The following is a 13,311-nucleotide window of genomic DNA, read 5'->3' on the forward strand; positions in this document are numbered from 1 at the left end:
GCTTCCGTGAATGGCCGGAAACCAGCAGCGGTGCAACAGGTCTCGAGGCTCGTCGCTAACGCTCCTCGACACCTCGACCACCGAGATGAAAGCGCTCCTCGGCACCTCGACCAACCTCGACCACCGGGAGAAAGGGAACGCCACTAACGCTCCTTGGCACCTCGACCATTGGGACGAAAGATCCGACGGGCTGATCGACCACCGGGACGAAAGATCCGACGGGCTGCTCGACCACCGAAAAGAACGGCCTCGAGACCCGGTCAGCCGACGCTCATAGGGTCCAGGAGTGCACCGGCTCGCCCTCGTGCATGTGGGTGACGTAGTCGGCCAGCATTCCGCGGAGGGCGGTGGTGCGGTCCTCGCCGGCCTGCTCGCGTGCGGCGACTGCCCGACGCTGCCATACCGAGCCGGTTTGTCTTGTGACGCAGCGGCCTTCGATGACCGACAGGTAGCGGGCACGCGCTTTGGAGGAGACTCCGAATGCGCGGAGGCCGTCGTCGGCGAGGGGGAGTAGTCGACGGAGGGTGAGCTCGTCGGGGCGCACCCAGCCCACGTCGGGCCAATACAGTTGCGACTCAAGGCCTCCGCGGGCGCCGGCATGCAGATTCTCGGCAGCGGCATTGAACGACATCTGCGACCACAGCGGCCGGTCGGCCTCCACGAGACCGCGGACCACCCCGTAGTAGAACGCGGCGTTGGCCATGGTGTCGACGACGGTCGGCCCGGCGGGCAGCACACGGTTCTCCACCCGCAAATGGGCCTGCCCGTCGACGACGTCGTAGACCGGCCGGTTCCAGCGGTACACGGTGCCGTTGTGCAGACGCAGTTCCTCGAGCGCGGGGATGCGCCCCGCGTCGAGTTCGGCGAGCGGATCGACGTCCGTCGACACCGGTAGCAGCGCAGGAAAATAGCGGGTGTTCTCCTCGAACAGGTCGAAGATCGTGTTGATCCATCGCTCCCCGAACCACACTCGCGGTCGCACGCCCTGGTTCTTCAGTTCCAGCGGCCGGGTGTCGGTCGCCTGCTCGAAGACGGGGATGCGACTCTCGTGCCACAGCGCTGTCCCTGCCAGGAACGGGGCGTTGCCGGCCAGCGCGACCTGCACCCCGGCGATCGCCTGCGCGGCATTCCAATGCGCGGCGAAATCCTCCGGTGCCACCCGAAGATGGAGTTGCAGGGACGTACACGCGGCCTCGGGCAGGATGGAATCGGTTGAGGTGTGCAGTCTTTCGCTGACGTGATGCTCGCCGAGCGGGACCCCGGCGATGTCGATCTCGATGTCCTCACCGCGGGCGGCAAAGATCTGTTGGTTCAGCAGGTCGTAACGCGGATTCGCCGAGATCCATTGATGTGCGAAGTGCTCGGTCCGCAGGGTGGGCAGCGTGCCGATCATGACGAGGTGCGTACCGACGCGGGTGGCCTGTTGCTCGGCGCGATTGAGCGAGGTGCGCAGCCGTTGTTCGAGAGACATCGTGTCGTTGTCGACGAAAGGCCGCGGCGAGACGTTGATCTCGATGTTGAACTGGCCGAGTTCGGTCTGATAGTCGGGGTCGGCGATGGCGTCGAGCACCTCGGCGTTGGCCATGGCCGGGTTCATCTCGTCGTCGACGAGATTGAGCTCGACCTCCATGCCGAGCAACGGCTCGGGCGGAGCGCCGTGGTCGGTGAACAAGCCGTCGGCGAGCATCCGGGCGATCGCCTCGGTGCCCCGGCTGACCTGCTTGCGAAAACGCACCCGGTCGGCGCCGGAGAACTGCTGGGTGCTGACGTCGGTGCCCATTGCTCAATCCTGCCCGGTCCGTCCGGGTTGCGGGCGCGATCAGCGCAGGGCACTCAACGCAGGGCGGCCACGACCTGATCGGCCATCGCCTGCTGGCCGCGCGCGTTGGCGTGCATGGACGGGAAGTTGACCGCACCCAGCGTCGGCTCGACCCAGCGCCGATCACCAGCGCAGGCGTCGTGGCCTGCGGACGCCTTCGTCATATCGACGAAGGTCGCATGCGTCGTCGCCGCGGCACGGCGCAAGGCGTCGTTGAGGGCGGCGAAGGCCTGGTGCAGGTATTCGGTGTCGGCGGGCGTGGTGAGCAGCGCAGCCGAGCAGACCGGGGATCCCACGGCCGGGAAGATCTGCGGATATCCGACGAGCACGACACGGGCGTTCGGGGCGGCGCGGTCGATGTGGCGCAACGCATTCACCAGGTCGGGGTAGGTCGAGGTGTTGATCTTGTCGACCAACGAGGTGCCGAATGCATCGCGGCACGGGGCGGCCGACAGCGGCGCGGACAGCCAGGCCTGCTGGCAGGCCGACGTCGAGTCGCTGAACAGCCCGTTGTTGTTCGCGCCGATCGTCAGGGTGATCAAGTGGGTCGCCGGTCCCAACGCGTTGATCTGCGGTCCCTGCCACCGGTACTGCGACTGGGTCAGGTCGGCGGTCGTCGCGCCGGCGCAGCTGACGTCGGCGACATTCATCCCACGTCGCTTGGCGACGAGGTGGGAGTAGTTGACGCTCGAGTTCGAGCAGAAGGTGGCCGCACTCGTGGCCTGGGGGAACACCGATGCGCCTGCGCTGTAGCTGTCACCGAGGTTCACGTAGGGATATCCGTCGGCCGCCTGCGCCCCGCCGGCCTGAGCGAGTCCGCCGAGAAGGGCGACGGCTGTGGCCGCCGCGGTCAGCACGGTTCGGATGCCGAGGCGTCGGTGGGGGCTGCGGCCGTACGGCAATGGCATTCGGTGACTCCAGATCGTGGTGCTCGTGTTACTGACGTTGTTAGTGTGACAAATGGTACTGATGATGTCGTCGGGCTCGTCCGGAGCGTTACCGGAATGGGTCCTGACTGCCCGGCCACGTGCCCGAACGATCCCGCCGCGAGGCGGCGTGAATCGACGGCGAGGCATCATGGGCGGCGTGCCCGCCCGAAAACCCATCGATCCCACCGACACCCGCGCAGCGGTACTCGCTGTCGTCGAGTGGTTGCGCGATGAGCAACTGCCCGCGCCTGCACGGCCCACGCTCGCGGCCGCGGTCCGGCTGACCGCGCGCACGCTGGAGGACATCGCACCGGGGAACTCCGTCGAGGTCCGAGTGCCACCGTACGTGGCCGTCCAATGCATCGAGGGTCCGCGGCACACGCGGGGGACTCCGCCGAACGTCGTGGAGACCGACCCGCGCACCTGGTTGAGCCTGGTCGTGGGGGATGCGCGATTCGCCGATGCCGTCGAGTCCGGTGCGGTCACGGCGTCGGGATCCCGCGCGGGCGAGGTCGCGCAGTGGCTGCCCCTGGTGCCGGTGCCCCGCCCCGACCTATGACCCTGCTCACCCCGGAGGAATATCGTCGGGCGCGTCGTCGCTGCACGGTTGGCATCGGGGCGGTACCGATCGGTAGACTCCGGAGGGTCTCCAGCCCATTGCCGCGTTGGCTTCCGCACGGCCGGTCTCGCCCGTGATCGGATCACCATCGTGACCCGACATCTCATCCGGCCGTGGTGTCCGCGTCCGGATGTGCAGACCAGAGCCCAGCCCCAGGGAGATCGTCGATGACCGAAGAGTCGATAGCCGGCCGGAACCTCCTGGCCCCCACGTCGCGGGCATGTCCCTCGAGCCGACCGATCGACGAACCCGAGAACGAGCCGCGCGAGGAGTGCGGCGTTTTTGGTGTCTGGGCTCCGGGTGAGGACGTCGCGAAGCTCTCGTACTACGGCCTCTACGCCCTGCAGCACCGGGGTCAGGAGGCCGCCGGGATCGCGGTCGGCGACGGCTCGCAGGTGCTGGTCTTCAAAGATCTCGGACTCGTCAGCCAGGTGTTCGACGAGCAGACGCTGGCATCGATGGTCGGCCACGTCGCGATCGGCCATTGCCGCTACTCGACGACCGGATCGACCACCTGGGAGAACTCCCAGCCGATCTTCCGCACCACCGACGCCGGGACAGGGGTTGCGCTGGGCCACAACGGCAATCTGGTCAACACCGCGGAGCTCGCGGCGCGCGCGCGTGAGGTCGGCATCAAGAGCACCGCGGCGACCTCGGATTCCGACGTCGTCGGCGCGCTGCTGGCCCATGGTGCCGCCGACAGCAGCATCGAGCAGGCGGCCATGGAGTTGCTCCCCACCCTGCGCGGTGCCTTCTGCCTGACCTTCATGGATGAGCACACCTTGTACGCGGCGCGCGACCCGCACGGCGTCCGCCCGCTGTGCCTGGGCCGGCTGGATCGGGGGTGGGTCGTCGCCTCGGAGACCGCGGCCCTCGACATCGTCGGTGCGTCGTTCGTGCGTGACATCGAACCCGGTGAACTGCTCGCCATCGACGCCGACGGCGTCCGCAGTTCCCGTTTTGCCGAGCCGACGCCACGCGGCTGCGTCTTCGAATACGTCTATCTCGCCCGCCCGGACAGCGTCATCCACGGCCGCTCGGTGCATTCGACGCGTGTCGACATCGGGCGGCGGCTGGCCCGCGAGTTCCCGGCGGTCGGCGACCTGGTGATCCCGGTACCCGAGTCGGGTACGCCTGCGGCCGTCGGGTTCGCCCAGGAGTCGGGGATTCCCTACGGGCAGGGGCTGATGAAGAACGCCTACGTCGGCCGTACCTTCATCCAGCCGTCGCAAACCATTCGTCAGCTCGGTATCCGTCTCAAGCTGAACCCGCTCAAAGAGGTCATCCGCGGCAAACGTCTTGTTGTCGTTGATGATTCGATCGTGCGCGGCAACACCCAACGCGCATTGATCCGGATGCTGCGGGAGGCGGGTGCGGCCGAGGTGCACGTCCGTATCGCGTCGAGTCCGGTGCGCTGGCCCTGTTTCTACGGCATCGATTTCGCCTCGCCCGCCGAACTGATCGCCAACGGCATGGAGTCCGAGGAGCACATGGTCGAGGGCGTCCGGCAGGCGATCGGCGCCGATTCGCTCGGCTACATCAGTACCGAGGAGATGATCGCGGCGACGCATCAGGAGCCGTCGGCGCTGTGTGCGGCATGCTTCGACGGCAACTATCCGATCGAACTGCCCAAGGAGTCGTCGCTGGGCAAGGCGGTGCTCGAGCAGATGCTCGCCAACGCCGCCGACGACGCCCGGATCGACCCATTGACCGCTCCCAATGACAACGTCAGCGCCGTGATGCGGCCCTGAAGCACTCGGGTAGCGTGTCTCCCGTGAGCGAACAGGATGCGGCTGACGAGAAGTCCACTTCACCTTCCGCGGATCTTCCTTCTGGCGGCCTGTCGTACGCGGGGGCCGGGGTCGACATCGACGCCGGTGATCGCGCTGTCGAGCTGATCGGGCCGCACGCCAAACGCGCCACCCGCCCGGAGGTTCTCGGCGGCCTCGGCGGATTCTCCGGACTGTTCGCCCTCAAGGGCAACTACCGCGAGCCGGTACTCGCCGCGGCGAGCGACGGCGTCGGCACCAAACTCGCCGTCGCGCAAGCGATCGGCAAACACGACACCGTCGGCCAGGACCTGGTGGCCATGTGCGTCGACGACCTCGTGGTGTGCGGCGCCGAACCGCTGTTCCTGCAGGACTACATCGCCATCGGCAAGGTGGTCCCGGAGACGGTCGCCGAGATCGTCGCCGGCATCGCCGACGGCTGCGTGATCGCCGGCTGCGCACTGCTCGGTGGCGAGACCGCCGAACATCCCGGTCTCATGCGCGACGACCACTACGACCTCTCGGCGACCGCGGTGGGCGTCGTCGAGGCCGACCAGGTGCTCTCGCCGGATCGGGTCCGCGCCGGCGACTCGGTGATCGCACTGGGTTCCTCGGGCCTGCACTCCAACGGATATTCGCTGGCGCGCAAGGTCCTTCTCGATTGGGGCCACATGGATCTCGGAGGCGATGTCGAGGAATTCGGTCGCACCCTCGGTGAGGAACTCCTCGAACCGACACGCATCTACGCACGCGATTGCCTCGCGCTGGCGGCCGAGGCCGATGTTCGGACGTTCGCCCACATCACCGGTGGCGGGCTCGCCGAGAACCTGGCCCGGGTCATCCCGTCGGGGCTCGTGGCCGAACTCGAACGCAATACCTGGACTCCCGCACCGATTTTCGCCATGATCGCCCAGCGCGGTCGCGTCGAGCAGGCCGAGATGGAACGCACCTTCAACATGGGTGTCGGCATGGTGGCCGTGGTGGCGCCCGAGGACACCGATCGTGCCCAGGCGGTACTGACCGCGCGCCACGTCGACAACTGGGTGCTCGGCACCATCAAGCGCAATCCCGAGGCCAAGGGTGGATCGGGGCGCGTGAACCTCGTCGGCGATCACCCACGCTTCTGACAAGCGCTACTACAAGTAACCGCCCGGGGAGACGCTGAGAAACCAACGATCACCGGTCCGTTCGCCGAACGCACTCGAGACTTGCGTTCGATGAACGAACCGGTGATCGCCTGTGGTGGCGCTACCGTGACGACGACGCCGGGGCGGTCGGCGTCAAGGGGTGAGCGAAATGAGGGCGGTCGCGCTCAGGCGCGACGCCACTCGTCCTCTTCAAGCCACTCGTCCACCGGATCCGGGCGGTCTGCCGAATCCGCCGAACCCGACAACTCGCGCTGCAAGCTGTCGAAGTCGGTGTGGGGAGTGGAGTACTTCAGCTGACGAGCAACCTTCGTCTGCTTTGCTTTAGCCCGGCCGCGGCCCATATGGGACCCCCTCGCACAATGACGGGGCGGCCAAACTGGTGGCGGCCCCGTTCTCTCGGTAGTTGAGTATCTCGTGGGCACCAGTTTAGCGCGCGTTTCGCGATTACGCGGATTGCCCCGGCAATGGCACGCCGACCAGCTGCGATGGGGTGTTGCCCGGGGCCTTCCCGGTGTGCTCGGGCCGGTGGCCGTCAGACCTTCGCGACGCGGGCGAGATGTCGGCTCGCCTCGCGACGAACCTTCGCGGGTAGGTCGTCGGCGGCCAGCAGGGTCTGTAGGGGCTCGGCGTCGGTGCCGGTCAGCAGATCGCGGACGGTGACTCCGTGGTCCGGGCGGGCGACGACGCGGATCTCGTCGCCGGCCCCGATGCTTCCGGGCGTGAGAACCCGCAGGTAGGTGCCGACGTCACCCTGCTGCATGAACCGTTTGACCCACCGGGGCTCGCCCGCCCACACGGCGAAGGTCCGGCACGGGGTCCGGGGGATGGTGGTCTCCAGCAGGACGCCGGTCGAGGGATCCTCCGGTGGCCCGACCCACCAGCGTTCGCCGACGAGCGCATCGGTGACGGGCAGGCCGTCGACGCGCAGGTTCTCCCCGAACCAGCCGTAGGGCAGGTCGCGACCGAGCTCGTCGGCCCAGCGGCGCGCCTCGCGGTCGTCGTAGGCGTAGACGGCCTGGTCGTGGCCCCCATGGTGTTTCGTGTCACGGACGTGGTCGTTCAACAGGCCGAGCTCGCCGACCTGCACCCGCCCGTCGTGGGGGCGCTTGTCGATGGCGCTGATGCCCGCCCGGCCGAGGTCGACGTCGGCGTGGACCGCGCAGACCGCCAGGACGCGCCCGTCCGGCTGACCCTGGTGTGCCGGCTCGGGCGGGGTCACCGTCATGCCCGTCCGCGCAGGCGTTCGACGGCCGCCCGGCCCGCCTGGACCCGGTCGTCGGCGTCCACGGAGTCGGGATCGACGCGGGCGGCCATCGGGGGTTCGTCGGCGTCGCCATTCACGAGTAACTCGACGTCGGGGCCGATGCCGCGCTTGAGCAGTCCGAGGGCGATGGGGCCGAGGTCGAAGTGGTCGACGGCGGTGCCGAGGCGGCCGACGGTGCGCCCTCCCGCGGTGATCGGGGTTCCGGGCGGCGGACGGTGATCGGAACTGCCGTCGAGATGCAGCAGCACGAGTTGCCGCGGCGGCTTACCGAGATTGTGCACGCGAGCGACGGTCTCCTGACCGCGGTAACAGCCCTTGTCGAGGTGGACGGCGCCGAAACGCTCCGGACCGCCGATCCATCCCGCCTCGTGGGGGATGGTGCGTTCGTCGGTGTCGACGCCGAGGCGGGGACGCCGGGCGGCGACACGCAGGGCGTCGAAGGCCCAGCTGCCGGCCATCCGTGCGCCGGCCTCGGTGAGCTGCTCCCACCAGCGCAGCAGCAGGAACTCCGGTACGACGAGGTCGACCATCGGCAGCGAGGTGTCGGTGTGCGGTCCCTCCGACAGGGGCGGCATCATCCGCCAGAAGCCGAGCGGCTCGTCCTCGTGATGGGATTCGGGCAGGTCGCCGGCCTGGTAGGGCGCGGCGTCGGGGTCGATCTCGAGGAGATCGGCGATCGGTCCGCGCACCGCGTCGGGGCCGATGAGGGTGAGGACCTTGACGTCGGCACGCGCCGCGGGTTGCACCTTGGCCCAGAAGACCATCCTGGTGAGGAACGTCAGCAGGGCCTCGCCGCGTGCGGCCTCGGTGTCGATCCAGATGACCTCGTCGACGTCGGTGAGCACGAAATGGTCCTCGACTCGGCCGTTGGCGTCGAGGGACAGCGCCTCGGCACTCGACCGGTCACCGAGGTCGCTCACCTGCTGCGAGCAGATCGTGTTCAGCCAGGTGAGGCGTTCGGGGCCGGGGAGTTCGAGGACCGCACGGTCGGTGCGGTCGACGATGGCCGCGCCGCGGACCGCCGCCCGCTGCTCACCGAGGGGATCGCCGTAATGCCAGGCGACTCCAGTGCCCTGCGGAGTGGTGGGAGTCTCGGGAGCGGCGACCGCGCCCTGGCTGGAATACCTGGTCAGGATGGGTGAGCGGCTCACGAGTCGAGTCTACGCGGCGGGTCGATAGGGTGGCGGCATGTCCCAGCCCGACAAGTCCCAGCCCGACAAGTCCCAGCCCGCAGTGTCGCAGTCCATCCTGGTGTCCCTCGATGGAACCGTCCTCGATCCCGAGGTCCCGTTCCTGCATGCCGACGATCTGGCCGCGGTGCGGGGCGACGGGATCTTCGAGACGCTGCTGATCCGCGACGGATGGGCGCGGTGCGTCACCCTTCATCTGCAGCGTCTGGCCCGCTCCGCGGAGATGCTCGATCTGCCCGAGCCGGATGCCGAGAAGTGGCGTTCGGCGATCGAGGTGGCGACGCGCACGTGGGTCGACCGCAACGGTGAGTTCGCCGAAGGTCTTCTACGCCTTGTCTATTCGCGTGGGCGGGAAGCTCATCCGGCAGGCGCGGGTGCCGAGTCCGGGGCGCCGACGGCGTACCTGACGGTTGGTCCGGTCGCCGAGCGGGTCGTAGCGGTCCGGGCGAACGGGGTCTCGGTGATCACCCTGGACCGCGGCTACTCGATCGATGTCGCCGACGCCGCCCCGTGGCAGTTGCTCGGTGCCAAGACCCTCAGCTATGCGACCAACATGGCTGCGCTGCGTCATGCCGCCGACAACGGCTACGACGATGTGATCTACGTCAGCAGCGAGGGTGCGATTCTGGAGGGTCCGCGCTCGACGGTCGTTGCTGTGATGGGGAAGACACTCGTCACCCCGCCGGCCGAAATCGGCATCCTGCCCGGCACCACCCAGGTGGCGACGTTCGCGTTGGCGGCCGAAGAAGGCTGGCAGACCGAGACCCGGGTACTGCGTCCGGCCGATCTGCTCGAGGCCGATTCGGTGTGGCTGATCAGCAGCGTCCCCCTCGCCGCGCGGGTGACCGCGCTCAACGGTCACCCCCTGCCTGTGACGGAAGTTTGCCAGGATTTTATCGATTTGGTCGACCGCGCCATTTCTGCTGACCGATAATGGCTGGTGTCTGCGGGCTCTCCCCGCGGACACCAGCGAGATCCAGCCCACAAATGAACCCAGGTGACGGGACTTTTGGCGCTTGTTCGCGTGAGTGGCCAGGCGTAGCGTCACCGGTACGGTTACTACGTGGTGTAGTAGCCAACTTTCGTCCCGCGTCTCGCAGCCCGAGACGCGACCATGCGATTCGAGGCGACGTTGAACGCTCTGGATTTGTCACGATGGCAATTCGGTATCACGACCGTTTATCACTTCTTGTTCGTCCCGTTGACCATCGGTCTCGCGCCGATGGTGGCGATCATGCAGACGGTCTGGCACAAGACCGGAAACGAGCAGTGGTTACGAGCCACGAAATTCTTCGGGAAGCTGTTCCTGATCAATTTCGCCCTCGGTGTGGCCACCGGTATCGTTCAGGAGTTCCAATTCGGAATGAACTGGAGCGAATACAGCCGATACGTCGCCGATGTGTTCGGCGCGCCGCTGGCCCTCGAGGGACTGATCGCCTTCTTCCTCGAGTCGACCTTCCTCGGTCTGTGGATCTTCGGCTGGTCGCGTCTGCCGCGTCGGGTGCACCTGGCCACCATCTGGCTGGTCGCGATCGGCGTGACCGCATCGGCGTACTTCATCATCGCCGCGAACTCGTGGATGCAGCACCCGGTGGGTGTGGCCTGGGATGAAACGCGTAACCGCCCGGCCATGAACAACTTCTGGGCGGTCATCACCAACAACACGACCCTCGCCGCGTTCCCGCACGTGATCGCCGGTGCATGGCTGACCGCGGCCACCTTCGTCGGGGGCATCGGTATCTGGTGGATGTCGCGAAACATGTGGCGCGCCAAGAAGTTGCGCGTGGCCATCGACACCGGCGACACGAGGGGGATGCCCAAGACCACCTCGCCGAGCCAGATCGATGCCACCCCGGAGGATCTCGAGCGCGACGCCCATCGCCTGTGGCGTCCGGTGACCCGGTTCGCGTGCTGGGTGGCCATCGTCGCCGGCGTGCTGTTGTTCATCACCGGGGACTTCCAGGCGCAGATCATGTTCAAACAGCAGCCGATGAAGATGGCGTCGGCGGAATCGCTGTGCAACACCCAGGAGAATGCCGGTTTCTCGGTGCTCTCGATCGGGCGGCAGAACAATTGTGCCGACATCGACCACGTCATCGAGATCCCGGGCATGCTGTCCTTCCTGGCCACGCATCGCTTCGGTGAAACTTTGCAGGGCGTGAATCAGTTGCAGACGCAATATCAGGAAGCGCTGAACATGCCCGGCCAGAACTTCGCCCCCAATCTGTTCGTCACCTACTGGGGATTCCGCGCGATGATCACCTGGGCGCTCGGATCGGTCGTCGTGGCCTTCGGTGGACTGTGGTTCACCCGGCGAAAGAAGGTGGTCGAATCCAGACGCCTGGGCCTGTTGGCCCTCTGGATGATCCCGACCCCGTTCCTGGCCAACGCTTCCGGCTGGATCTTCACCGAGATGGGCCGCCAGCCGTGGGTGGTCGCACCCAACTGGGAGAACAACCTCGACCCGTTGCGCATACACATGCTCGTGCAGGACGGCGTCTCCAACCACACGCCACCGATCCTGTGGGTCACCATGATCGGCTTCACGCTGCTCTACGGCGGACTGGGTGTGGTGTGGTTCCTCCTGCAACGGCGTTACGCCATCGAGGGTCCCGCGGCATATGACCACATCGCTCCGGAGGTGGAGTCCGACGACTCCTATTCCGATGAGCCCAAACAGCTTTCGTTCGCGTACTGAGGAGCGGGACAGATGTCACTCGAAAACTTCTGGTTCATCGTCGTCGCGGTCCTGTTCATCGGATACTTCGTTCTCGAGGGCTTCGACTTCGGTGTCGGCATGCTGATGCCGTTCCTCGGCGCGAGCCACACCGGTGGCGACGAGAAGGTCGCGGCCGACGACGATGCCGCCGACCCGGACAAGCGCAGGCGTGCGCTGCTCAACACCATCGGCCCGGTGTGGGACGGCAACGAGGTGTGGCTGCTGACCGCCGGCGGTGCGCTGTTCGCGGCGTTCGGTGGTTGGTATGCAACGATGTTCACCGCGTTCTACCTGCCGCTGTTCCTGATCTTGATCGGACTGATCACCCGGGTCGTGGCCATCGAATGGCGGGGCAAGATCAACGACCCGCGCTGGCGGATGTGGTGCGACGTCGGCATCGGCCTGGGATCGTGGATTCCCGCATTGCTGTGGGGCGTGGCCTTCGCCAACGTCGTCCGCGGTCTGCCGATCGACGCCGCGCACCAGTACACCGGCGGATTCTTCAACCTGCTCAATCCCTATGCGCTACTCGGCGGTGTCACCACGCTGCTCGCGTTCCTGACCCACGGTGCGGTCTTCCTCGGACTCAAGACCAGCGGCGTGCTGCAGCAGGACGCGATGAGATACGCCAAGCTGCTGGCCATTCCGACGCTGGTCGTGGCCGCGGCGTTCCTGCTGTGGACGCAGTTCGCCTACGGCAACGGCTGGACGTGGATCCCGGTGCTCATCGCCGCTGTCGCCGCGCTGGTGATGGTGGCGGCGACCCAGGTGCAGCGCGAGGGCATCGCCTTCCTGGCGACCTCGATCGCCATCGCCGGGACCGTGGCGACGCTGTTCTCGGTGCTGTTCCCGAATGTGCTTCCGTCGACCACTGATTCGGCCTACAACCTGACCGTCGCCAACACCGCGTCGAGTCATTACACGCTGACCGTGATGACGATCGCCGCGCTGATCATGACGCCCATCGTCATCGCCTATCAGGGGTGGACCTACTGGGTCTTCCGCAAGCGCATCAGCGTTGGCCAGATCCCGGCACCCACCGGCCTGTCGTTGAAGGCATGGCAATAGCGGACGCGGACGGGGGTTCTCGACGCGCACGGCGGGCCCGCCCGCCGCTCGATCCCCGCCTGCTGCGGTATTCGCCCGCCACCCGGCGCTATGTGCTGGTGACCGCATTGCTGGCGGCGGTCACCACGGTCGCGGTGATCGTCACCGCGATGATGACGGCGTCGGTCCTCGCGGAGTTGGTGACCGAGCCGGCGCGCCGTTCCCTGGCCGCACAGTCGGTGCACCTGTGGGTGCTGGCGGCGGCGGTCGCCGTCCGCGTGCTCACCTCGTTCGGCCACGATCGGTACGCGCATCGGGCCTCGGCGACCGCGATCGCCGAGCTGCGCGCCCGCGCCCTGGATGTGCTGACCGACCCGGACCGCACGCCGCCGCGAGAGCTGGTGCAGCGCCGCGAACACGCGACGACGGTGCTGCTACGGGGACTGGGCGCGCTGGGCCCGTATCTGTCGGGATATGTGCCGGCGCTGATCGTGACGGTTCTGGTCACGCCGACTGTGCTGGCCGTCATCGCCGTCGCCGACTGGCCGTCGGCGGTGATCATCGTGATCACGCTGCCGCTGATCCCGCTGTTCATGATCCTCATCGGACTGATGACACGTGATCGCACCGAGCGCAAGCTCGCGACGATGAGCCGGCTCAGCGCTCAACTGCTCGACCTGGTCACCGGTTTGCCGACGCTGCGCGCACTCAATCGCGCTCGCGCGCCCGCCCGGCAGGTTGCCGACCTCGGGCAGGCGCACCGGCGCAGTTCGATGTCGTCGTTGCGGGTGGCGTTTCTGTCCGGTG

Annotated in this window: 12 protein-coding genes; 7 read left to right on the forward strand and 5 right to left on the reverse strand. The window is 67.3% G+C overall.

Features of this window, described 5'->3' with window-relative positions; all coding sequences use genetic code 11:
- Nucleotides 1-271: 271 nt before the first annotated feature.
- Together B1964_RS03125 and B1964_RS03130 are read right to left on the reverse strand one after the other, a co-directional pair.
- Nucleotides 272-1,780 carry a hypothetical protein gene (locus tag B1964_RS03125; protein WP_014361355.1) on the reverse strand — a complete coding sequence of 503 codons (1,509 nt, stop codon included), beginning with the start codon at nucleotides 1,778-1,780 and terminating at the stop codon, nucleotides 272-274.
- A gap of 53 nt (nucleotides 1,781-1,833) precedes the next feature.
- Nucleotides 1,834-2,727 carry an SGNH/GDSL hydrolase family protein gene (locus B1964_RS03130; protein ID WP_079928772.1) on the reverse strand — a complete coding sequence of 298 codons (894 nt, stop codon included), beginning with the start codon at nucleotides 2,725-2,727 and terminating at the stop codon, nucleotides 1,834-1,836.
- Nucleotides 2,728-2,896: 169 nt separating this feature from the next.
- Here B1964_RS03130 and B1964_RS03135 point away from each other — a divergent pair, with 169 nt between their 5' ends.
- The 3 genes from B1964_RS03135 (at nucleotide 2,897) to purM (ending at nucleotide 6,263) form a co-directional block, all read left to right on the forward strand.
- Nucleotides 2,897-3,307 carry a sterol carrier family protein gene (locus tag B1964_RS03135; protein WP_006368123.1) on the forward strand — a complete coding sequence of 137 codons (411 nt, stop codon included), beginning with the start codon at nucleotides 2,897-2,899 and terminating at the stop codon, nucleotides 3,305-3,307.
- 227 nt (nucleotides 3,308-3,534) lie between these two features.
- Nucleotides 3,535-5,118, forward strand: a complete 1,584-nt coding sequence (gene purF, locus B1964_RS03140) for an amidophosphoribosyltransferase (RefSeq protein ID WP_006368124.1) — start codon at nucleotides 3,535-3,537, stop codon at nucleotides 5,116-5,118.
- A gap of 23 nt (nucleotides 5,119-5,141) precedes the next feature.
- Nucleotides 5,142-6,263, forward strand: a complete 1,122-nt coding sequence (gene purM / locus B1964_RS03145; RefSeq protein ID WP_014361354.1) for a phosphoribosylformylglycinamidine cyclo-ligase — start codon at nucleotides 5,142-5,144, stop codon at nucleotides 6,261-6,263.
- A 185-nt stretch (nucleotides 6,264-6,448) separates the two neighbouring features.
- Here purM and B1964_RS03150 read toward each other — a convergent pair whose 3' ends face one another.
- The 3 genes from B1964_RS03150 to B1964_RS03160 all read right to left on the reverse strand — a co-directional run bounded on the left by B1964_RS03150 (nucleotide 6,449) and on the right by B1964_RS03160 (nucleotide 8,699).
- Nucleotides 6,449-6,625 (reverse strand): DUF3073 domain-containing protein, encoded by a 177-nt coding sequence (locus B1964_RS03150; RefSeq protein WP_006368126.1) that lies wholly within the window; start codon nucleotides 6,623-6,625, stop codon nucleotides 6,449-6,451.
- Nucleotides 6,626-6,816: 191 nt separating this feature from the next.
- Nucleotides 6,817-7,509 (reverse strand): MOSC domain-containing protein, encoded by a 693-nt coding sequence (locus B1964_RS03155; RefSeq protein ID WP_079928773.1) that lies wholly within the window; start codon nucleotides 7,507-7,509, stop codon nucleotides 6,817-6,819.
- The gene (locus B1964_RS03160) at nucleotides 7,506-8,699 is read right to left on the reverse strand and encodes a folate-binding protein YgfZ (protein WP_079928775.1); all 1,194 of its coding nucleotides are present in this window, start codon (nucleotides 8,697-8,699) and stop codon (nucleotides 7,506-7,508) included. Before B1964_RS03160 ends, B1964_RS03155 begins: the two co-directional genes overlap by 4 nt.
- An 82-nt stretch (nucleotides 8,700-8,781) precedes the next feature.
- On the opposite strand from B1964_RS03160, the gene B1964_RS03165 reads away from it, so the two are divergent.
- From B1964_RS03165 to B1964_RS03180, 4 genes are all read left to right on the forward strand, one after another.
- The gene (locus B1964_RS03165; protein ID WP_079928779.1) at nucleotides 8,782-9,672 is read left to right on the forward strand and encodes an aminodeoxychorismate lyase; all 891 of its coding nucleotides are present in this window, start codon (nucleotides 8,782-8,784) and stop codon (nucleotides 9,670-9,672) included.
- A gap of 198 nt (nucleotides 9,673-9,870) precedes the next feature.
- Nucleotides 9,871-11,436: a cytochrome ubiquinol oxidase subunit I gene (locus tag B1964_RS03170; RefSeq protein WP_172398737.1), complete on the forward strand. Its 1,566-nt coding sequence runs from the start codon at nucleotides 9,871-9,873 to the stop codon at nucleotides 11,434-11,436.
- A gap of 12 nt (nucleotides 11,437-11,448) precedes the next feature.
- Complete coding sequence (cydB, locus tag B1964_RS03175; protein ID WP_006368131.1) at nucleotides 11,449-12,525, forward strand: cytochrome d ubiquinol oxidase subunit II; 1,077 nt, start codon at nucleotides 11,449-11,451, stop codon at nucleotides 12,523-12,525.
- Nucleotides 12,516-13,311 (forward strand): ABC transporter transmembrane domain-containing protein (locus B1964_RS03180; RefSeq protein ID WP_253193868.1); only part of this gene is annotated, 796 nt, incomplete at its 3' end. The genes cydB and B1964_RS03180, both read left to right, overlap by 10 nt.

It is taken from the genome of Gordonia sp. i37 (genome assembly GCF_002043085.1).
Lineage (GTDB): Bacteria > Actinomycetota > Actinomycetes > Mycobacteriales > Mycobacteriaceae > Gordonia > Gordonia polyisoprenivorans.